Source organism: Arthrobacter sp. 24S4-2, assembly GCF_005280255.1.
GTDB lineage: Bacteria > Actinomycetota > Actinomycetes > Actinomycetales > Micrococcaceae > Arthrobacter.
The window spans coordinates 2,769,299-2,789,657 of the sequence record NZ_CP040018.1 but is presented as its reverse complement, the minus strand read 5'-3'; the positions used below and the strand labels follow the sequence as shown (position 1 = coordinate 2,789,657).

At 66.7% G+C, this 20,359-nt stretch carries 19 protein-coding genes and 2 pseudogenes; 8 read left to right on the top strand and 13 right to left on the bottom strand.

Going from position 1 to position 20,359, the window contains the following annotated elements; all coding sequences use genetic code 11:
- Positions 1 to 111: 111 nt before the first annotated feature.
- From FCN77_RS12810 to FCN77_RS12785, 6 genes are all read right to left on the bottom strand, one after another.
- A complete protein-coding gene (locus tag FCN77_RS12810) occupies positions 112 to 1,119 on the bottom strand; it encodes an SDR family NAD(P)-dependent oxidoreductase (RefSeq protein WP_137322562.1) in 1,008 nt (335 codons plus the stop codon).
- Positions 1,116 to 2,282: a glycosyltransferase gene (locus FCN77_RS12805; protein WP_137322561.1), complete on the bottom strand. Its 1,167-nt coding sequence runs from the start codon at positions 2,280 to 2,282 to the stop codon at positions 1,116 to 1,118. The genes FCN77_RS12810 and FCN77_RS12805 overlap by 4 nt, the downstream gene beginning before the upstream one ends.
- Before the next feature lie 34 nt (positions 2,283 to 2,316).
- Positions 2,317 to 3,621 carry a sensor histidine kinase KdpD gene (locus tag FCN77_RS12800; RefSeq protein ID WP_175417247.1) on the bottom strand — a complete coding sequence of 435 codons (1,305 nt, stop codon included), beginning with the start codon at positions 3,619 to 3,621 and terminating at the stop codon, positions 2,317 to 2,319.
- A gap of 74 nt (positions 3,622 to 3,695) precedes the next feature.
- The gene (locus tag FCN77_RS12795) at positions 3,696 to 4,382 is read right to left on the bottom strand and encodes a response regulator transcription factor (protein ID WP_137322559.1); all 687 of its coding nucleotides are present in this window, start codon (positions 4,380 to 4,382) and stop codon (positions 3,696 to 3,698) included.
- 83 nt (positions 4,383 to 4,465) lie between these two features.
- Positions 4,466 to 5,395, bottom strand: coding sequence for an endonuclease/exonuclease/phosphatase family protein (locus tag FCN77_RS12790; protein WP_175417246.1), 930 nt, complete (start codon positions 5,393 to 5,395; stop codon positions 4,466 to 4,468).
- Positions 5,383 to 5,832, bottom strand: coding sequence for a hypothetical protein (locus FCN77_RS12785; protein ID WP_175417245.1), 450 nt, complete (start codon positions 5,830 to 5,832; stop codon positions 5,383 to 5,385). Before FCN77_RS12785 ends, FCN77_RS12790 begins: the two co-directional genes overlap by 13 nt.
- Before the next feature lie 149 nt (positions 5,833 to 5,981).
- Between FCN77_RS12785 and FCN77_RS26355 the strand changes: the two are divergent.
- Positions 5,982 to 6,068: pseudogene (locus tag FCN77_RS26355) on the top strand (AAA family ATPase); the annotation flags it as partial.
- On the opposite strand, the gene FCN77_RS12775 reads toward FCN77_RS26355, so the two are convergent.
- The 3 genes and pseudogenes from FCN77_RS12775 to FCN77_RS12755 all read right to left on the bottom strand — a co-directional run bounded on the left by FCN77_RS12775 (position 6,041) and on the right by FCN77_RS12755 (position 9,547).
- Positions 6,041 to 7,729: a DUF4158 domain-containing protein gene (locus tag FCN77_RS12775; protein WP_254678544.1), complete on the bottom strand. Its 1,689-nt coding sequence runs from the start codon at positions 7,727 to 7,729 to the stop codon at positions 6,041 to 6,043. The pseudogene FCN77_RS26355 and the gene FCN77_RS12775 sit on opposite strands and share 28 nt — an antisense overlap.
- Positions 7,730 to 7,815: 86 nt before the next feature.
- Positions 7,816 to 8,390: pseudogene (locus FCN77_RS26900) on the bottom strand (transposase); the annotation flags it as partial.
- A gap of 464 nt (positions 8,391 to 8,854) precedes the next feature.
- A complete protein-coding gene (locus FCN77_RS12755; protein WP_137322554.1) occupies positions 8,855 to 9,547 on the bottom strand; it encodes a metalloregulator ArsR/SmtB family transcription factor in 693 nt (230 codons plus the stop codon).
- A gap of 152 nt (positions 9,548 to 9,699) precedes the next feature.
- Here FCN77_RS12755 and FCN77_RS12750 point away from each other — a divergent pair, with 152 nt between their 5' ends.
- A complete protein-coding gene (locus FCN77_RS12750; protein WP_254678984.1) occupies positions 9,700 to 10,134 on the top strand; it encodes a hypothetical protein in 435 nt (144 codons plus the stop codon).
- A 507-nt stretch (positions 10,135 to 10,641) separates the two neighbouring features.
- Here the strand turns inward: FCN77_RS12750 and FCN77_RS12745 are convergent.
- The 4 genes from FCN77_RS12745 to FCN77_RS12735 all read right to left on the bottom strand — a co-directional run bounded on the left by FCN77_RS12745 (position 10,642) and on the right by FCN77_RS12735 (position 14,014).
- Positions 10,642 to 11,403 (bottom strand): VOC family protein, encoded by a 762-nt coding sequence (locus FCN77_RS12745; protein WP_137322552.1) that lies wholly within the window; start codon positions 11,401 to 11,403, stop codon positions 10,642 to 10,644.
- A 247-nt stretch (positions 11,404 to 11,650) separates the two neighbouring features.
- Complete coding sequence (locus FCN77_RS12740; protein ID WP_175417436.1) at positions 11,651 to 12,589, bottom strand: 5'-3' exonuclease H3TH domain-containing protein; 939 nt, start codon at positions 12,587 to 12,589, stop codon at positions 11,651 to 11,653.
- A gap of 62 nt (positions 12,590 to 12,651) precedes the next feature.
- Positions 12,652 to 12,819, bottom strand: coding sequence for a hypothetical protein (locus FCN77_RS25965; protein ID WP_175417244.1), 168 nt, complete (start codon positions 12,817 to 12,819; stop codon positions 12,652 to 12,654).
- Between the two features lie 7 nt (positions 12,820 to 12,826).
- Entirely contained in the window at positions 12,827 to 14,014 is a 1,188-nt protein-coding gene (locus FCN77_RS12735) for an acyltransferase (RefSeq protein ID WP_254678983.1), read from the bottom strand.
- Between the two features lie 315 nt (positions 14,015 to 14,329).
- Here FCN77_RS12735 and bioB point away from each other — a divergent pair, with 315 nt between their 5' ends.
- The 6 genes from bioB to FCN77_RS12705 are packed head-to-tail and all read left to right on the top strand — an operon-like array spanning position 14,330 to position 20,189.
- Positions 14,330 to 15,400, top strand: a complete 1,071-nt coding sequence (gene bioB, locus FCN77_RS12730) for a biotin synthase BioB (RefSeq protein ID WP_137322550.1) — start codon at positions 14,330 to 14,332, stop codon at positions 15,398 to 15,400.
- Positions 15,401 to 15,408: 8 nt separating this feature from the next.
- Positions 15,409 to 15,654, top strand: coding sequence for a hypothetical protein (locus FCN77_RS12725; protein ID WP_137322549.1), 246 nt, complete (start codon positions 15,409 to 15,411; stop codon positions 15,652 to 15,654).
- Positions 15,651 to 17,012, top strand: a complete 1,362-nt coding sequence (locus tag FCN77_RS12720) for an adenosylmethionine--8-amino-7-oxononanoate transaminase (RefSeq protein ID WP_137322548.1) — start codon at positions 15,651 to 15,653, stop codon at positions 17,010 to 17,012. Before FCN77_RS12725 ends, FCN77_RS12720 begins: the two co-directional genes overlap by 4 nt.
- Positions 17,009 to 18,193, top strand: coding sequence for an 8-amino-7-oxononanoate synthase (locus FCN77_RS12715; protein WP_254678982.1), 1,185 nt, complete (start codon positions 17,009 to 17,011; stop codon positions 18,191 to 18,193). The genes FCN77_RS12720 and FCN77_RS12715 overlap by 4 nt, the downstream gene beginning before the upstream one ends.
- Positions 18,190 to 18,867: a dethiobiotin synthase gene (gene bioD / locus FCN77_RS12710; RefSeq protein ID WP_137322547.1), complete on the top strand. Its 678-nt coding sequence runs from the start codon at positions 18,190 to 18,192 to the stop codon at positions 18,865 to 18,867. The genes FCN77_RS12715 and bioD overlap by 4 nt, the downstream gene beginning before the upstream one ends.
- An 11-nt stretch (positions 18,868 to 18,878) precedes the next feature.
- Complete coding sequence (locus FCN77_RS12705) at positions 18,879 to 20,189, top strand: cytochrome P450 (protein WP_254678981.1); 1,311 nt, start codon at positions 18,879 to 18,881, stop codon at positions 20,187 to 20,189.
- Positions 20,190 to 20,359: the final 170 nt, after the last annotated feature.

Here is a 20,359-nt window from a genome sequence, read left to right as displayed (position 1 = left end):
CGAAACGCTGTTTCCGAGGCGGCGGATTCCCACCAGGTGCCGGGTTGCGGCCCGCGGCGTTCCCGGCGGTAGTGGTGCCGCCAATCCCGCCGTAGGGCCGTCGCAGCTTGGTCATCTCGCGTAGCTTGGCGCGCCGGCATGTACTGGGGCGGTTGTTATCCATTCCCAGGTTCGGGCGAGTCCGTCGTTGAGGCTGATTTCGGGGTTCCACCCGGTGAGCCGCTTCACTTCCGTGTTGTCAGCGAGAAGCCGTTCGACCTCGCTGCCTGCCGGCCGGAGCCTGGTGTCATCCAGGACGACACGGGCGTCGTGGCCCGAGATGCGGATGAGTTTATCCACCAAGGTGCCGATGGAAATTTCGTTGCCGGTTCCGAGATTGAGGGCGAGTCCGAGCGCCTCCTCGCTCGCACCGATCGCCAGGAACCCGCGTGCGGTATCGGTTCCGAAGGTGAAGTCCCGTGTGGGTGAGAGGGAACCAAGACGAATTTCGCGCTGGCCCGCGTGTAGCTGGCGGAGGATCGCGGGAATGACGGCGCGTGCGGACTGACGGGGCCCATAGGTGTTGAAGGGCCGGCAGATCGCGACAGGGGTCCCGAAGCTGTGCCAGTACGACATGACGATGCTGTCGGCTGCGATTTTCGAAGCCGAGTACGGGGATTGGGGCTGCAGCGGGTGTGTTTCAGGGATGGGCACGACACGGGCTGTGCCGTAGACCTCCGACGTGGAGGTGTGCACCAGCCGCACACTATGCCTGCGGCAGGCGGCGAGGACGTTGTGGGTGCCGATGACGTTGGTCTGCAGATAAGAATCCGGTGCCTGATAGCTGTATGGAATGCCGATCAGTGCGGCCAGGTGGAACACGATGTCGACGCCGGAGACCGCGTTGTCGACGACGTTGGCGTCACGGACGTCTCCGGCAATGAACTCGACGCGGTCGTCGTGCTCATAGGCGGCAAGGAAGCCGCGTTCGCGGTAGGGCTTGTAGTGGCACAGTGCCCGCACCCGGGCGCCAGCGGCCAGCAGCTCCTCGACCAGGGTTGAGCCGATGAATCCTTCGGCTCCGGTCACGAGAACGAGAAGGCCGCGGTAGTGCGCGAGGTAGTCGGGGTGCGTGCTCATGAGGTGGTCCTTCGGGTAGCGGCGGCCAGGGAGATGGCCCAGCCTGCGACGGTGTCGGCCGCGGTGGAATGGGCGGAGGCGGCGGGAGCGGCGGGGGGCGCCGTCAACCGGTCGGTCAGCGCGGCCTGCAGCGTTGCGGCGGTGAGGGCGGCATCGGAAATGACGATGGCCCGTCCCCCCTGGGCCAGTGCACGGGCGTTGTGGCTCTGGTGATCGCCGGGGGCGTGCGGGTAGGGCACGAGTACCGCGGGCAGGTCCAGGATGTCCAGTTCGGCGATCGTTGCGGATCCCGCGCGGGTAACGACGACGTCGGCGGCGGCGTAGGCGTAGTCCATGCGGTCGATGTATTCCACGACCGTGGCAATCCGGTGCCCTCCGGATGCTTCGAGCTGCCGCCGGGCGTCCTCCATTTCTTCCGGTCGGGCTTTGATGAGCAGGCGGATGTCCCCGCGGGAACACCATAGTGCCGCAACCCCGAGCGCTGCCCGGGTCAGGGTGGCGGCGCCTTGGCTTCCGCCGCTGATGACAACGAGGCGCTGGCCGTCGCGGAGCCCGAAGTGGGCGCGGGCGAGGGCGCCCAATCCATCGCGGCCGGCGCGGGCTATCGATTCGGAAACCGGGATGCCGACGACACGGCCGTCTACTCCGGGCGGAAGAATCCATTCGTCGTTCGCCAAGCCGAGTCCGACCTGGCCGGCGATGCGTGCCGCCACCCGGTTGGCGAGCCCCGGCACCGCGTTGGACTCATGAATGATGCACGGCCGTTTGGCGAACCTCGCGGCGAGCACCGCGGGCATGCTCGGGTATCCGCCCATGCCGATCACGACATCGACCTCCTCGCGGCGCAACATTGCCGCGACCCTCAGTGCGCTGGCCAAGAGATAGGCGGGGAGGGCAAAACGCCGCAGGCCGGCCTGTTTCGCGAAGGGAATCATGGTGACGGTGTCGAGGCGATAACCGGCTTCGGGTACGAGGCGGCCTTCGAGTCCACGCGTCGTTCCGGAAAAGGTGATGATGGCATCGGGTATCCGGCGCCGGATGGCGTCTGCTACAGCGATTCCGGGGTAGATATGGCCGCCGGTGCCGCCGGCACCGATCACCACCCGGAGCGGGCGGCCTGACACCCGGGAGCCTGGGTGAGGGGGAAGCAGGGTCTGAGTCATGACCTCATGTTCGCGGGCGAATGTGAGGCAAAGATTAAGCGGCCGGGAGCTCCACGACCATGATCGTGCCCACACCTGGTCTGGCCTGCGCCTCGATCGTTCCGCCGAGCGAGGCGACGATCTGGTGCGCGATGGCCAGGCCCAGGCCCGAACCGGCCATGCCGCGGGAGGCCGGCGAGCGGTAGAAGCGGTCGAAGACACGCTCCAGCTCTTCGCCCGGGATGCCCGGCCCGCGGTCTGCAATGACGAACCGGACGTTCTCGTCGTGAGGTTCGATACTCACCTCCACCGCTGGCCGGTCCGCGGTCGAACCGTATTTTCCCGCATTATCGAGCAGCACACTGCCGAGCCGCAGCAGGCGGCCGCGCTCGGCCATGACCCGGGGTTCGGCATCCTGGGGGGACGTCAGAGTGAATGCCGCGGCGGGCCAGTGTCTGGCCGCTGCGGCCAGGGCCTCGCGGAACACAGGCACCACGTCAATGGATTCGGCGACGTCAATCGGCTCCTCGCCGCGGGCGAGATCCACGAGGTCCGTCACGAGGCCCTGCATTTCCACAAGCTCGCGATCGATGGCGCTGGCGAGCTCCCGGCGCCGCTCGGGAGCGATGCCCGATTCGCGTTTGAGCAGGGCGAAGTTCGTGCGCAGGGTCGTGAGGGGAGTACGCAGCTCATGCGAGGCATCGGCCACGAGCTGCTGTTGCGCTGCCCGCGCGAGCGAGAGCTCGTGCAGCATCGCGGAAAATGAGGTGGCGAGGCGGCCGAGTTCATCGTCCCGGTCGACGTCGACGCGCTCGTCGGGGTCGCGAGTGCGGGCTACGCGTTCGATGACGGCGGCCAGTGAGCGCACCGGCCGCAGGCCGACGGTCGCCGTGAGGAAGCCCACGATGCCGGCGAGCAGGATGCCTGCCCCGCCGGTGGCGAGAATCGCCGTCTTCACACGGGCGATGGCGCGGTCTGTCAACAGGGTGGGCACTCCGACGATGATCGCGCGGCCCGCTTCCGCCGGCACGACGACCACCCTCACCGACCCGGCCGCCCCGGTGGCCGTATAGTAAACCGTCCCGCTGCGGCCGGCGGCAACATCATTGGCGGCTGGCGTCAGCCGCAGCACGTCCCCGGAATTCTCGACCGGTTCGGCGGCGGTGATGGTGCGGCTGCAGGCAGGCTCGGCCGCGAACGAGCAGCTGTCCGAGCCCGAAGCGACGTAGTTCGCCTGCGCGTGGACGAGGCGCTGGATGCGGGTGGCCTCGCGCAGCAGCGACACATCCTGATTGCTCTCCAACTGGTCCAGAACAACGAGATACGTCGCGCCGGCGACGAGCAGGATGACGGCCGCCACGGTCGCTGAGATGACACCGGCGAGCCGGCGCCGCAGTGAGGGCTGGAACCGTCGCCTGCGGGCCGCGCGGCGATTCACTTAACAACCAGGTGGTAGCCAAGGCCCCGCTCGTTGCGGACGGCACCCTCCCGCCCCGCTTCGGCCAGCTTGCGGCGCACCTGGCTGATGTACACCTCCAGGGCGTTCGAGGAGGGGGCAGCATCCTCGCCCCAGATCGCCGCGGTCAGACGGGTGCGGCTGTGCATCCGGTCGGGGGCGGCGAACAACGCGCAGAGCAGCTCCGCCTCGATTCGTGTCAGTTGTATGGGCGGCCCGTCGCCGGCGAGGGTGCGGTTGACGGCGTCGAGCGCGAGACCGTTCCAGGTCAGCCGCCCGGCAGGAACATCTTCGGTGCGGCGCAGCAAGGCACGTACGCGGGCGAGGAGCTCGTCGAGGTCGAAGGGCTTCCCGAGGTAATCATCGGCCCCCGCGTCAAGACCGGCAATACGGTCCCGGACAGCCGAGCGGGCAGTCAGCACCAGAACAGGCGTCCTGTCGCCGGTCGCCCGCATGGTGCGGCAGACCGCGAGCCCGTCGAGGTGAGGCATCTCCAGGTCGAGAATGACGGCATGGGGATCATGACCGACGAGGGCACTCAGCGCGGACAACCCGTCTGCTGCCGCGAAGACATCGTACCCATCGGCCTCCAGCGCAGTGCGAATGCCCAGCACAATGTCGGCGTCGTCATCAACGACGAGGACGCGAAAACGCAAGGTAGGCATGTGACCATCTTCCCAGAGCGGTTTGCTTTGAACTGCCCGTGCGGAACCGGCCGACCGCATCCGTGACAAATCGCGAGGATCCCTCATCGGGCGTTCAGCGTGCTGTGCAGGGCCAGGTGATCGCTTCCGGTCGTGTCCTGGACGGCCAGGCCGGTGTCGTGGAATCCGCGGGTGAGGATGTGGTCCAGTCGTATCAGCGGGAATTCCCGGGGCCAGGTGAATCCGAATCCCCCGCTGTTCGGTTTTGCTTCGGTCAGGAGAGAGTTCAGGCCTGCCATGGTCGTGTCGTAGCTGGCGGCGTTGAAATCTCCCAGCGCGACGATCCGGGGTGCGGCGTCGTGGGAGATGAGCCTGGTGAGGTCCTCGATCATGGTGTTGCGGGGGGTGTGGTCGGTGAGGCGGGCGGAATCCGCGTGGATGACGTAAACGCTGACGGGACCGGCCGGGGAGTCGAGTGTGGCGTGAAGGGCGCGTTTCCAGCCGAGCCCGAGGGTGAGCGGCTCGGAGTCGATGACCGGGTATTTGCTCAGGAGCATAACGGTGCCCACGCGCACCTGGTACGGCCATTCTGACAGCCCGGCGGAGTCGATGGGGTTGACGACTTCTTCGAGAGCGAGGATGTCAGGGGATCTTCGCGACAGCTCGCGCAGCGTTTTTCCCGGGTCGGGGTTGCCCGCAGCGAGATTCTGCGTCGCGACCGTCAACGCTGTGCCCGGTGGCGCGGCGGCGGGAGGCGGGGGGATGATGGCGCCCCCGAACATCACCAACCAGGACAACGTGGGGACCAGGACCAGTGCTGCCGCGGTCTTCGCCCGAGCAACGGCGGCGAGAAGCAGCAATAAGGGTATGGCCAGTCCGAGCCACGGCAACGCGCTGTCGATCGCGAGCCGGGCACCCAGCACATCCGGTATGAGTTCGTGGCCGAGCAGGACCAGGGACAGAAGGACCGCGGCGGACCCCGCCAGCCGCCCCCGAATCCGGCGCCTGTCCGCCCCCTGTTTTAGACGGGGCATAGTTCCGTGGGGTTTTCGTTCGGTCCCATCGCGCTCACGCATCCGGGGTTGAGACCATCCCCCGTGTCCTGGCCGGCGTTCGCGCGACCGGTCAACGCGGAGGTCCCCAGGACGGTCTCCTGCATGAACTCATCCGCGGTCACGAATCGGAAGCCGGTCAAGTGCTGTGTTCCGGCGGCCTTTTGGCTACCGGCACCGAGCATCGCCGGTGTGCGTTCACCGGGCTGCGTCGGGGTCGGCTGGGATATCGTCATCGTCTTGCCTTTGGCGTCGCTGATCCCAGCGCCCGGCTCCGCACCATCAAGGGATACGACACGCGCGTCGAGTGCCGCCTGAACGCGGTTGTTCTCAACGGTGATGTGCACCATGCCGGCCGGAGCCGATGCGTAGACGGCCCCGGACCATCCCGCCACGGCAACGAGTGGTCTGGCAATCATGAAGGCAACGACCGGGGTCCGCCGATTCGTGGCGCGTAGGGAGGCGGTCAACATGTGATCACTATGACCGGCGAGTGTGAGGCGAATGTGAAATCGGGCTCCGGATAATCCGGTGTGCATACAGAAAACGGAAGACGACCCGAGGCTCTGCGGCGATCGTTGACCGGCTGACGTTCAAGGGCACGATCATCGAAACCGGCACCGACTCCTATCGCCTCGCACATACCAAAAACCAACAGTTCCGCGGTTCGGGGAGCGGTTCAAGTTTCGGCACACCGATCCAGGGTTCCCCGCGGCGGGTGGTGATTTTCACCCCGCCCGCCGTGTCATTGACCAGGGCAGAATCCAGACGTTCCAACGCTGCCGCCATGCGTTCGCGCAGGTCATTGATGAACTCTGAAGGATCCACCGGCTGGCGCAGCGCAGTGTAGTGGACTTCGCGGTTGGCCTCGAAGTCCTGGGGCAGGTCATCCTCCGGATTCCGCCACTTGTTGGCGCCATCGACGAAGATTTCCCGGCGGCGGATTGCATCCCGCAGCGCCACCAGCACGCACAGTTCGTACGGTATACGTTCGATGCGGCCGCGTTCATCGACCACCGCCGAACTCCAGGCCTTGGGAACGACACCTTCACCCGGGACGGCAGCGTCATCAGCGTAGTATCGGACTTTCCCATCCACATTGGCGTAGCGGTTGAGCAGCTCCAGAGCCTGCATGACAGGCCGGTATGCAGTGTTGTTACAGCGAAAGGACAACGCCGCCAGCAGGGCAGGAAGCATCCGGCGGTAATGGTTGGAGTAGGAACTCCGCAGCACGGTCCGGAGCCGGCCCTGGAATGCGATTTCGTTGGCCTTGGCCTCACGGACCAGTTCCCTCAAAGTCTTTTCCCCGACCACCGGATACAGTGCGGCCCGGACAGTGTCGTCGGGATGGCCGATCGCGGCCTCGGCAATCCGGAACAGGATGCCTTCCTTGCCCCGAACCCGGCGCAGATCCTCCGTCAGCTCCCGCTCGACCCGCCGATCAGCCCGGGTATTGATTTTCAACACCAAGGCGATCAGCAAATCGACCAGGGCGTCTGTGATCTCCGAGGACCGCTGCCAGCACAACGCCGCCAACAGCGTTAACCGGACAGGTGCCGGCATCGCCCTCAGGTCCGAGGGATAGGCACGGGCCGCCCGGGACCGCCAAGCCTCCACAAGCTTGTCCGGAGCATGCGCGAACAGCCCGGCAGGCAACCCCAGGGCCCGGATCGCGGAGAGCTTGTCGACTTCCTTCAACAGGGTTTCCAAGCCCACCTGGCCCGGGTCAGCCTTCAACTCCGCCAGCAATACGGTATCGACTCCGTCAGCAGCCAGACCCTCCAACCGGGCCGCGCAAGCCGCACCCAGACGGGCGACGGTGGACTCGCAGAACTCCTTCTCGAAAGCTGCCCGGGCCGAACCAATGATGCGCTCAATCCGCCCCGGTGGCTCAATCTGCTCGGCCCGGCATCGGACAAGTACGGCCTCGCGCAACCGTTCGTCCCGCTGCTCAACCGGGCACACCTCGCGGGCCAGCCAATCGGCAACCTTCTCCTCATGACCGCGGGAAAATTCCCTGAAACCGAACGCCGACCGGATCTGAGCACGGTGACGTTCGATTGCCCTGCCGCACCATTCGTATGCATCGAACAACACAGGATCCACCTCAACCTGCGCCCCGACATAGGCCACGACCTCGGGAGAAAAATCGGAAGCAGCACGAGGAAAGCGGGCCTGAAGCTCAAAGAACTTCAGCAGGAGCGCAAAACCCAGCCTCGTCACGCCTGACTTATTGGCCAGCAATTCCCAGTCATTGCCCACCAAGGTCCACGAAACGACAAGCTCATCAGACAAGGAACCGCCAGGTACGCCCATTTTCGGAACCCTAGCGCCGCCCCGGAAGCCCGGCAAGTTACCCGTCAGTTACTTGTCGGGTAGGGACACCGACAGGAGTACCGGGCCAGGATGGAATGTTCGATCGCGACGATGGCTTTCATCGGGCCGCGGCGGGCGGCGATACGCCGGTATTTGGCGGCCAGGTACGTGTCCTTGCTCCGGGAAGCGGACATGGCCGCGGTGCCCAGGGCTGCTTTGAGGTATTTGTTGCCGGGCAGGATGTGCGCTGATTTGATCCGGCCGGCTGATTCGTTGGAGCCGGGACAGACTCCGGTCCAGGAGGCGAGCCGGCCGGGTGTTTCGAACCGGGCCATGTCCGCCCCGGTTTCGGCGATGATCACGTCGGCGACTTTGAGTGAGACTCCGGGGATGGTGGCCAGGAATTCCCTGGCGGCACGAAAGGGCGTCATCGCCTCCTCGATCCGGCCGGTGAGCGCGTCGATGATGCGGGACTGGGCACCGTGGTGACGTGCTCGTGTTCGAGGAAGTCCCGTAGCTCCAGGATCTGCCTTGTGGTCGCACCCCAGGTGGTCACCGTTGAGGTGTAGGTTCCGGCTCGGGCGCCGGGGACCCGGAGACAGACCTTGGCGTCGCGTTTCGAAATATCCATGCCGACCGCCCGGTCGTGAACTGTGTCCATGACCGTTCCTCCTGACACCTTGACCTGGCTATCTGGTGTCTGCCGTGGGGAGGACAGGGAAAATTCAGGAATCTAACACTCGTGCCCAAAGCAACAATCCACGGTTCCCGTGGAAGTCCTCCACGCCACGCTAACCGGCAGGCTCACCAACAGCACCAAGGACGGACCGGCGTCGACCGTGGCAGACACCTCCATGATCGGCCCTCACCCTGAACCGTAACCAGAGCCCGGCGGCGGGCAGCCCCCGCACTTTCTCCCACCACGGCGCGGCAGCGCCGCTGGGCCGCTAACCGGACCCTCCGTCGTGGCCACCATTGACGGCGTGTCTTCCGTGCACGGCATCGCCCTGGCCGCGGACCGTCACAGCTACTGGCGTCACGCCGTCCATTCGATGAAGCCGTCCTGCCAGGGTGATCCCGGTTCGATGAACGCAATGTCCATGTCGGCGGTGTTGCACCACTCGATCAGGGCCGTGGCGGTGAATTCCGGGCCGTGGCCGACTGTTCTATCGGGAGCCCTGTCGCCTTCCACTCGGGGAAGCCTTCCTCCAGCCGTATGGCGAGGCGCCCTTCCTCCGTGAGCAGCCGCACGGCCTCGTCCGCATATAGGCAGTATGGTCCGCGACAGTAGGCGACGATTTCGCTCCCCTGGGGAACCTCGCGCAGTCGAGACTTAACGTCCGAGAAGGGCACGGAAAGCGCACCCGGGATATGTCCGGCTTCGTACTCTGGCTGTGGCCGCACGTCCAGCACAATGACGTCGCCCTGCCGCAGCCGCAGCAGCAGTTCGTCGCGCGTGATCATGCTCAGGTCGGCGCGATCGCCGACGTAGGCACGGACGAGATCGCCCAGCTCCCCCGAGTGCGCTTCGGCTGTCTCCCGAAGTGCTCGCCATAGCCGCTCCACCGCCGGGCTGGCAAGGGAGTAGTAGATCCGCGTTCCCGAACGTCGGGAGCAGGCGAGGCCGGATCGCAGCAAGCGCTGCAGGTGCTGGGATGTGTTGGCCATACTCTGGTGGATCTCTGCGGCCAGCTCGTCAACCGGCCGCTCGCCCTGCCCAAGGATATCGATCAGCTGCGCCCTCCTGCCGTTCCCCAAGGCCTTGGCAGCTTCTATGAGGGCGTCAAAGAGCGCATCCTTGTCCTGCTGGTTGCCCACTCGGGCCTCCTATTCAAGAGTTCTCTTGACAAGCCTACCGACAGGGGATTCCTATTCAAGTACCTACTTAAATAAGAAAGGGGGTGGTGGCCGTGTCCACCATCCAAACTCCCCTAGGGAAACAGTCCCGCCTCCGGACAGGAGCCGCTCTCATGACGCTGGCCGGGCTGGCCTTCGTGGGGTACGCCGTAATCTTCTTGGTACTCAACTTCACGGACGCCTTCCTCGAACTGGGCATCGGCCCCGATCAAGTGGATAAGGGGAAGGCGGAGATCGAGGCGTTCAGCCCGCAGCTCTATCACTACATCAGCCATCTGCACATCGCGGTCAGCGGCTTCATCGCTGCGACCGGGCTGGCCGTCGCAGGCCTGTCCTGGTATGGGGTGCGCCGCGGAGAACGATGGGCCTTCGCCACAGCCGTTGTCGTCCCGGTCGTCGGACTCGCGGTGGCCCTCCCCGCGCACTACCCATGGGGTCTGGCCACGCTTGGGCACCTCGGCCTGATCTACCTCGCCGTCCTCATTTTCCTGGTAGGGGTCGCGGCAGCCTACAGCGGAATGCGAAGCCCCGCGATGACACACCACTGACACTCACACGACGGACTGCATCCCTTAAACCAGCCAGGCGCTCTGTCGTGCGCCGGGCGACTCAGGTCATGTTGCCCTGGCCCTGTGCGACTCATGAAGCAGTAAATCACGGACGTCCAGAGCTCTAGGAAGGAGCCACCCCGCCACAGCATGGCAGTCAACAAAACAGCCCCGAAGGGACCGATTCGTCAACATACGCGCACACTTAGGACCAAAGGGCACCTGACGCGCGGAGTCACTGTGCCCGAGATGGGGCTCGAACCCTGTTCCAGGCACTGCAAGCTCTGGAAACTCCCGAAAACATAGGCAATTCGAGCCAGTCCAACGCCGAAAGTGTTGACAGTGTCTACACACCCTGCCTGACCAATTTTGAATAACGCAGAGCGGTGGCCGCCCTCCTGCATCTGGCAGAGCAGCCGTCTTCCTTATGGGTTTTGCCGGCCCACCCCTCGTGCATGGACGGTGACGACTAGCGGGCTGAGGGCACCAACCGAGGCGATGGGAGTGTCAGCTGGCGGCTGCGCTGACCGCAATGAAACCACCCTGGGGGTCACCGATGACCGCGCTGCGGAACCCGGGCGTATTCATCGGCGCCATCAGGATAGTGCCACCCAGGGCGACGGCATGCTCGGCGATGGAGTCCGCATCGGCCACAGCAAAATTGACGCTCCAATGTGGCGGGACCGCCACGCCGTCCGTCGCCGTCACCACCGCCACGACGCGGCCGGAGTGCCGCCACAGCGAGAATGCACCGCCCGGCACCGGCTCTAGTTCCCAAGCAAACATCTCGCCGTAGAACGCCTGCGCCCGTTCGACATCCGTCGTGTGCAGTGAGCTCATGGCCCAGGAGTTCGGCTCACCGGCCAGCCCGCGGCCGTCATTCTCGCCTGCCTGCCACAGGCAGAACGCGACGCCGGTGGCGTCGGCGACCACAGCGAGGCCGCCATCTGAGCCACCACCAAAAGGTCCCGCCAGGCATGTACCTCCCGCTTGCCCGGCGCGGGCCAGGGCCTGCGCTAGGTCCTCGACACGCACATACGTGTTCCACGTCGGCCGGGCCAGCGCCGGCGCCTGGCCGATCCCTGCCACGAGCCGCCCGCTGAGCCGCGCAGCGAAGTAGTCGCCCTCGAGCCCGGCGGGCATCGGGGTGGGATCATCGAAACTCCAGCCGAAGAGCGGGCCGTAGAAGTCCATCGCGGCCCGGGGATCGGGCTGGAAAGTGTCGACGCGACACGGCGCGCCGACTGAATGGGTATCTCGTGTTGTCATCGAGGCGTCCTTCTCTCGCTGGAAATCTCGTCGATGAGGCGGGCAGGGTCCGGCGGTGATGGTGTGTTCCATGCCAGCATATTCAGACAAGGCCCCGCATGCGTGCTTGGTGGCGCATCAGACGGGGCCGTGTCATGGGGACCATTCCCCAGCGGAACCTTCGGCAGGAACGACCAGTCGTCAAAGCAGGACCGGTTGCACCGCAGCGAAAATTCCCGGGACAGAGGCAGTCGACGAAGCCGGCTCCTTAGTGGCGGCGGTCAAGCGCTTCGAGGAGCCGGCTGACCGAGCCGCCGAGGTTCCACTCGGTGGCCAAAGCCTCGAGTTCGGCGCGCGGCTCGCCGACGGCAGGGTGCAGCTGCGCGCCCGCCTCGTCGAGCGTCGGCAGCCCCAGGTCGCGGGCGACCTTCACAACCGTGGGGGCGACATCCAGGTAGTCCGCAGCGGCGGCCAGCTTCGACCGCACGGATGCTGACAGCCCGCTGCCAGCCTCCGCTGCCGCCGCGAGCAGCCCGTCCAGAGTGCCGTACTCGCCAAGCAGCGACGCCGCGGTCTTATCGCCGATGCCGGCGACGCCCGGCAGCCCGTCAGAGGCATCGCCGCGGAGGGTCGCGTAGTCGGCATACTGCTCGGGCAGCACGCGGTACTTGCCGACAATGACCGCATCGGTGATGACTTCGAGGTTCTTCATTCCGCGCGCGGTGTAGATCACCCTCACCTGGCGGTCGTCGTCGACCACCTGGAACAGATCACGGTCGCCGGTCACCACGTCCACCGGAAGCCGGGCGTGGCTGGCGTAGGTGCCGACGACGTCGTCGGCCTCATGTTCGGCGGCCCCCACAACGGCGATGCCGGCGAGGCCGAGCACCCGGCGGATCATCGGAATCTGCGCCTCGAGGGCGTCGGGCACGACTTCCACATCCGGGGCACCGGCCACCTCCTTGGCGACCCGGTGGGACTTGTAGCTCGGGATGAGGTCCACCCGCCACTGCGGACGCCAGTCGTTGTCCCAGCACGCAACGAGATACGTTGCCTTGTAGTCGGTGGTGAGGCGGGCGATCATGTCCAGCAGGCCGCGGACGGCGTTCACCGGTGTCCCGTCGACGCGGCGGATCGTGTCGGGCACACCGTAGAACGCGCGGAAGTACAGCGACGCGGTGTCGAGAAGCATCAGGCGGTCGGGCATAACTGATCCTGTCATGGCCACGCCGCATCGCGTTAGGCCCCCCGGCGGTTTCGTCTGCGGCGTCAACCCGCAACGATGCCAAGCGGGAGGCGCCCGCCTCCATCGGCGTCGACCGCATCCTGATTGACGACGATGACGGCGGCCTGGCCGCCGCCGTGCGCCGCATTGTTCCCGGCGGCGTGGACGCCGCGACCGAACGCCGGGACGTCCCTGAACGGGCTGCCTCGCACGACATCGCTACGAACCACGAACCGTGGTGCCGGCGTCGACCCTGGCCTCGTAGTAGTTGTCGAAGCGCTCGCGCCCGATGCGTCCCAGCCTTTCGACGGTGTGCCAGCTGACGACTGCCAGCAGCAGGGTCAGCAGGATTGCGGTCACGGCCACCAGCTGCGGCAGATCGGCTGTCGACCCGCCATTAAGCCAGAGAATGACGACATAGTTCCAGAGGTAGGCCGCGTAAGAAACCATGCCCAGGAGCTGCAGCGCACGCATCCACCTGGGCATCACTCGCGTCCGGGAGGCGGCCAGGACGACCAGGACGGACGCGGCAGCCATGGCCAGCGGGCCTCCCACGAAAAAGAAGGCCGGCGACTCGTTGGCTTTGGGGAAGAAGACCAACGCGGCGAGCACAAGGATCGAGCCAAGCAGGGCCACCAGTCTGGTCCGGCGGCCGGAGAACCAGCTGAACATCCGGACCCGGTACAGGCGCAGTGCCGAACCGATGACCAGCCCGAGACCCCACGTCGTCGGAAGCGCATAGACCAGGGAATGCAGGTTCGGAGCCAGGATCAGCATCGCCAGCACGCTCGCGGTCATCAATGAAAGCACGACGGCGGCGGACCAGCCAATCAGCCGTCCCTGGCGGTTCCTCCGCAGGGCGACCACCAGCAGGGCAGGCCAGATCAGATAGAACTGTTCCTCCACCGCAAGGGTCCAGAGCGGTCCGATGGCCATGCTGACGTCGAAGGGCAGCGGCAGGTCTTTGAGGTAGCCGAACCCGGCGAGAAGGGTGTTACCGATGATTCCCTTGGACCGGTCCCCGAGCACGTCGGCCGTCAGTTCCACGATGGCGTAGACGCCAAGGAAGGCGATGATTGCCGGCAACAGGCGGAAGGCCCGGTGTGCGTAAAAGCGGACATAGCGGATTTTGCGATGCTGTTCGACATCCCTCATCAGCACGCCTGTGATCAGGTAGCCGCTGAGCACGAAGAACACAATGACGCCCACGATGCCGGCGCCTTGAAATAGCCCGGGCCACGAATGTCCCATCAGGACGGCACCAACTGCAGCGCCGCGAAGAACATCCAGGCCGTCCAGCCTTTGCCGTACCGTGGTTTGCTGCCCTGTGGTTTCCCTGCCTGCGGTTTCCCTGCCTGCGGTTTCCGCGGTGGCCGCCTCCACGGTTCCTCCAACCAGCAACGTCATGTGCCTCCCGTAGCTATGTCTGGCCGGTTCCAGAATCAGCCGAATCACGGCAAAAACCGGCATTTGCCTGTTGACATGAAGATTGAGTGCGGGCGCCAGGCCACGCGACTTCTCCCATTATTCCCCGCCTGGCTGGACGAAACCTGACCTTCACCCGGTGAGGGTCCGACGGCCCGCCCATAGACAGGCCGCACAATGGTCCGTCTAAAGTCATGCTCCCCTGCTTGTCGGGACCCCACAAAATCTTGCCTCCCACAGGGAACTAGCGTCGGTTCGGAGGAATATCCGCAGCCAGCAAGCGCAAAGGACCCATCAATGACGATTCAGGCAAACCCCGCCCCGGGCACCACAGCAAGCGACGAAACCGGCACCGCAGCCAGCACCGGCACAAGCCACGGCATCCTGGCAACCGCCCGCCAACAGGTCCTCGAGGACGGCATCGGCCTGACCCAGTCGCAGCTCGAGGAAGTCCTCCGCCTCCCGGACGCAGCCCTTCCCGCCGTCCTCCAACTGGCCCACGAGGTGCGCCTGAAGCACTGCGGCGAGGACGTGGAGGTCGAGGGCATCATCTCCATCAAGACCGGCGGATGCCCCGAGGACTGCCACTTCTGCAGCCAGTCCGGCCTCTTCGACTCCCCCGTCCGCGGCGTCTGGCTCGACATCCCCGAACTCGTCAAAGCCGCCAAGGAGACCGCGGCCACCGGAGCCACCGAGTTCTGCATCGTCGCAGCCGTCCGCGGCCCCGACATCAAGCTCATGAACCAGATCAAGTTCGCCATCGACCGCATCAACGAAGCCGTGGACATCAACATCGCCTGCTCCCTGGGCATGCTCACCCAGCGCCAGGTGGACCAGCTCGCCAGCTGGGGCGTGCACCGCTACAACCACAACCTCGAAACCGCCCGCAGCTACTTCCCCGAAGTCGTCACCACCCACAGCTACGAAGAACGCCTCGAGACCTGCAACATGGTCAAGGCCGCCGGCATGGAACTGTGCTGCGGCGCCCTGATCGGCATGGGCGAATCCCTCGAGCAGCGCGCCGAACTCGCCGCGCAGCTCGCCGCCCTCGAACCCCACGAGGTTCCGCTGAACTTCCTCAACCCCCGCCCCGGCACCCCGCTCGAGAACCAGGGCATCATGGACGGCAAGGACGCCCTGCGCGCCATCGCCGCGTTCCGCCTCGCCATGCCCCGAACCGTGCTGCGCTACGCCGGCGGCCGGGAACTAACCCTCGGGGACCTCGGCACGCGGGAAGGCCTCCTCGGCGGGATCAACGCCGTCATCGTGGGCAACTACCTCACCACCCTGGGCCGCCCCGCCACCGCCGACCTGAACCTGCTCGTCGAACTGAACATGCCCATCAAGGAACTCCAGAAAACGCTATGAACCGGGTCATGACCGGGGCCGCTCTGGCCGGCACTACCACCGGCAGCGAGGCAACAGCTAAGTTTTGCGGGCACTGCGGTGAGCCGTCCGACGGCGGCGTCGGCCCGACGTCGGACGCTCACCGCCGCTGCGGCGAACGCCTCGCGATGGAGCCGCCGCGGTACTGCGCCGCCTGCCGGCGCCGGATGAAAGTCCAGGTCACGCCGCTGGGCTGGTCAGCGGAGTGCTCCCGCCACGGGGTGCTCGCACCATGACCCAGGATTCGGCGCAGACGGGCCTGATCCAGCGGGACCGGGCAAGGTTGTGGCACCCGTACGCACCGGCGTCCGCAGACCTTCCGCTATGGGAGGTCGAGGCGGCCGACGGCGTTCGGCTGCAGCTTCGGGGCGAGGACGGCGCACGCCATGACGTGGTTGATGCGATGTCCTCATGGTGGTCGGTGATCCACGGCTACCGCCACCCGGCGCTGGACGCCGCTGCAACGCGGCAGCTGGGGAGATTCAGCCACGTGATGTTCGGCGGCCTCACGCATGCCCCGGCGGTGGAACTGGCCGAACGGCTGGTGGGCATGGCCCCTTCCGTGTCCGGGCGGCCGGGCCTGGAACGGGTGTTCCTCGCGGATTCGGGTTCCGTGGCGGTGGAGGTTGCGCTGAAGCTGGCTGTGCAGTTCCAGACCGGGTCCGGGCACCCGCAGAGGCAGCGGTTCCTGAGCATCCGCGGCGGATACCACGGCGACACCTTCGCGGCGATGGGGGTCTGCGATCCTGTGGACGGCATGCACTCCGCCTTCCCGGGCCTGCTGGCCGGCAACGTGTTTGCGCCGCGTCCGCCGGCGGCGGCGTCAGCCACTCCCGAATCCGTGCAGGCGTGGGCGTCCGAGCTCGGTGAGATCACAGCCGCGCACTCAGGGGAGCTCGCCGCGATCATCGCCGAGCCTGTCCTCCAGGGCGCCGGCGGCATGCATGCCTACCCCGCCGAATGCCTGGCAGCGCTGCGGCAGGTGGCGGACCGGCACGGCCTGCTGCTCATCTTCGATGAGATCGCCACCGGTTTTGGCCGCACCGGCGAGCTGTTCGCGGCCGATCATGCCGGCGTCGTACCGGACATCATGTGCGTGGGCAAGGCCCTGACCGGCGGGTACCTGACCCTGGCAGCCATGCTCTGCACGGCAGAGGTGGCCGCGACAGTTTCCAATGGCCGGGCCGGGGCGCTGCTGCACGGCCCCACATTCATGGGCAACCCGCTGGCATGTGCGGTAGCGAACGCCAGCCTCGGCATCATCGGCGACGGCGGCTGGCGGGCCGACGTCGCCCGGATCGGCGCCGGCCTGGCGTCAGGACTCGCGCCCGCCCTGGAACTTGAGGCAGTGCGGGATGTCCGCACCATCGGCGCTGTCGGAGTCATCGAGCTTCGAGACCCCGTCGACGTCACCGCCGTCACCGCCGCAGCCATCCGGCACGGGGTCTGGGTCCGGCCGTTCCGGAACCTCCTGTACACCATGCCCCCGTACATCAGCACCGCGGCGGACATTGAACAGATCACCGCGGGCATGACGGCAGCCGTCGCCGAAGTCCACGGGCTCGTCCCGGCACGGTCCGGAGCCGCGGCATGAGCAGCTCGATGACGCAATGGCTCGAGCGGCAGGCCGCCGTCCGGGACCGCCGTGGCCTGGTCCGCCGCCCGCTCCCCCGCGACGCGGATGAACAGTTCATCGACCTGGCCAGCAACGACTATCTGGGCCTCGCGGCGGACCCGCGGGTTACCGCGGCTGCTGCGTCGGCCGCGTCGCTGTGGGGCGCGGGCGCCACGTCCTCGCGCCTGGTGGCCGGAACTACCCGGCTGCATCTGGAGCTGGAGCAGGAACTGGCCGTGATGGCCGGGGCGGAAACGGCGCTGGTGTTCTCCTCCGGCTATCTGGCCAACATCGGTGTGATCACGGCGCTCGGCGGCCCCGGGACCCTGATCGTCGCGGATGAACACTGCCACGCCTCGATGATCGACGGATTCCGGCTCAGCCGCTCCCGCACCGAATCGTTCACGCACAACAGCGTGGAGGACGCCGGCCGGCTGCTTGCCGACCGGCCGGAGCCGCGCGCGCTCATCGCCGTCGAGTCCGTCTACAGCGTCCTGGGCGACGAAGCCCCGCTCTTGAACCTGGTTGCCCTGGCCGAGCAGTACGAGGCCGTGCTGCTCATCGACGAGGCCCACAGCCTTGGCGTCACCGGCACCGGGCACTTTCAGGGCCGCGGTTCGGTGGCCGGGACAGCCCTTGCCGGGCATCCGAATGTGGTCGTGACCGCGACGCTGTCCAAGGCACTGGGCAGCCAGGGCGGCGCGGTTCTGGGATCCGCCCTCCTGCGGGAACACCTCGTCAACCGGGCCCGGAGCTTCATCTTTGACACCGGCCTGGCGCCTGCCTCCGCCGCAGCGGCCCTTGCTGCGGTGCGGATCATCCGGGACGAGCCCTGGCGGGCTGGATCCGTCCGAAGGAATGCGGCAGCGCTGGCCGCCGGGCTCGCCCCGGCCCTTGCAGCCCGCGGCGCTGCCGTTGACCGGCCCGCCGTCGAGCAAACAGCGGGGGCCGTCCAGTCCATCGCCATGCCGTCCGCCGAATCGGCACTGGCGGCCGCCGGGGCCGCGCGTGAGGCCGGCATCCGGATGGGCTGCTTCCGGCCGCCGTCCGTTCCCGACGGCATTTCACGGCTGCGGCTCACCGCCCGCGCCACCCTGACAACCGAGGAAATTGAACACAGCTGCGCAGTGCTGCGCGGCATTATGGAGGAACTTCCATGAACCTGCCCGCCATCATCCTGGTCACCGGAACGGACACCGGCGTCGGCAAGACCATCACGACGGCGGCCCTCGCCGCTGTCCTCCACGGACTGGGGCGCCGCGTCGCGGTGTACAAACCGTGCCAGTCAGGAGCAGCCGACGGCGATTCCGACCCGGCCGAAATTGTCCGGCTCGGCGGCGTCGTGACGGCAGAGACCGGAGTGGTCCTGCAACAGCCGCTGGCGCCTGTCGCCGCTGCCGACTTCGACGGAACGCCGCTCCCGCGGGTGGATGCGCACGCCGAGAGGGTCCGCGAGCTGGCCGGGTCCCACCACCACGTACTGGTTGAGGGCGCAGGCGGCCTGCTGGTGGAACTGGATTCCGACGGCGGCACCCTGGCGGACCTCGGATCGCTCCTGGCGGCGGCATTTGTCCTTGTCGCCCGGCCGGGCCTCGGCACCCTGAACCACACCGCCCTGACCCTCGAAGCACTGGCTGTGCGGGACCTGCAGGTACTTGGAGTCGTGCTTGGAAGCTGGCCCGCCAACCCCGCCTTCGTGCACCTCAGCAACCGGGAGGTGCTCGGATCGCTGGGGGTGCCCTTCCTCGGCGCCCTTCCCGAGCAGGCCGCGGAACTGCCGCCGGCCACTTTCCGTGCCGACGCAGCTGCCTGGCTGAACGGCCTGCCGGCATGAACCCGGCGTTGATGTCCGCCGGACCCGCGGAGGTACCGGCGGCACGCCCGGAACCGGCGGAGACCCCTGGCCAGGTGAACAGCTCTGACCGGGCGGAAAGCCTTGGCGACGCGAAAAGCGCTGCCGACTCACGGTGCCCGTACCTCGTGGTGCGCGAACCGGACGCCGTCCGTGAGGTCCTGCACCGGCCCGCCGACTTCAGCCCCGCGAATGCCCTGATCGCGGTGACACCCCTGGAAGGACCCGCCCTGCGGGTGCTGCAGCGCGTCCGCTTTGCGCTGCCTCCCGTGCTGGCCAGCAACGACACGGACACCCACGCCGGGATCCGCAAGGTCGTGGCGGGATTCTTCACGCCCGCAACAGTCGCCGCAATGGAGCCCAGGATCCGCGAACTGGCCCGGGAAGCAGCCCGCAGCGCCGCGGACCAGCTCGGCTCATCCGGCCACGCGGACCTCGTGCACACTGTCGCGGCGATTCCTCCGGCCGTCGTCATGGTCGAACTCCTCGGCCTGCCCGTCCGGGATCTCGCGGACCTCAAGCGGTGGGGCCGTGACTCCATGGAGCTGTTCTGGGGCTGGCCCACCGAGGACCGCCAACTCGAACTCGCCCACAGCGCCGCCGATTTCTACGTCTGGCTGCGCAAACTCGTCGCGGAAACCAGGACGGCCCCCGGACGCAACCTCTTCAAATCCCTGGCCGAACACGGCCTGTCCACCCCGGAAATCTGCTCGCTGGGCTACTTCCTGCTGATCGCCGGGCAGGAAACCACCACCCAACTGATCAGCACCGCCCTGTTCCGGCTCCTGGAAGGGTCCGCGCCTGTGGACTGGAAAGATGCCGCGTCCGAAGCCGGCTCCAGGACCATGGTCCGGCACGTACTTGCCACCGAGTCATCCGTCCCCACCTGGCGCCGCGTCGCAGCCCACGACACAAACCTTGCCGGCGCCCCGATCCCTGCCGGCGCCGAAATCCTCCTCGAGCTGAGCGGCAACAGCATCACGGCCCCGGCCGGCCCCGAGCGCCCGTCGCGGACTGCGGCCGGTCGCAGCCAATCAACCGCCTACGGCCAAGTGTTCGGCTCCGGTATCCACCGCTGCCTCGGGGCCAAGCTCGCAGAACTCGAGGCCGCCGTCACCATCCAGGAAACCGCAGCAGCACTTCCCGAAATCCAACTACGGGACCACGAACCCGAATGGATCCGGCACTTGTCCTTCCAGGCCCCGCGGACGGTTACGGTGATAAAGGCGGCTCCTAACGAACGTCGCAACGGGTCGGATTTCGACGTTAGTAACCCTGTTGATGATTGGTCGGGTGTGGGATGAAAACCGGAACGGCATTGGTGCCGGGTGTCATTTTCTGAAGTCGACTGCACGGAATGTCCGAAGTCGTCTGCACTGCTTCTGCTGTGACTTTAGATCGGAATGGCGGTCAAAACGTAGTTTCGTGGGCGGCTAAGAGCCGCTGCGTGAGAAGCGCCGCGGAAACTCGTGGA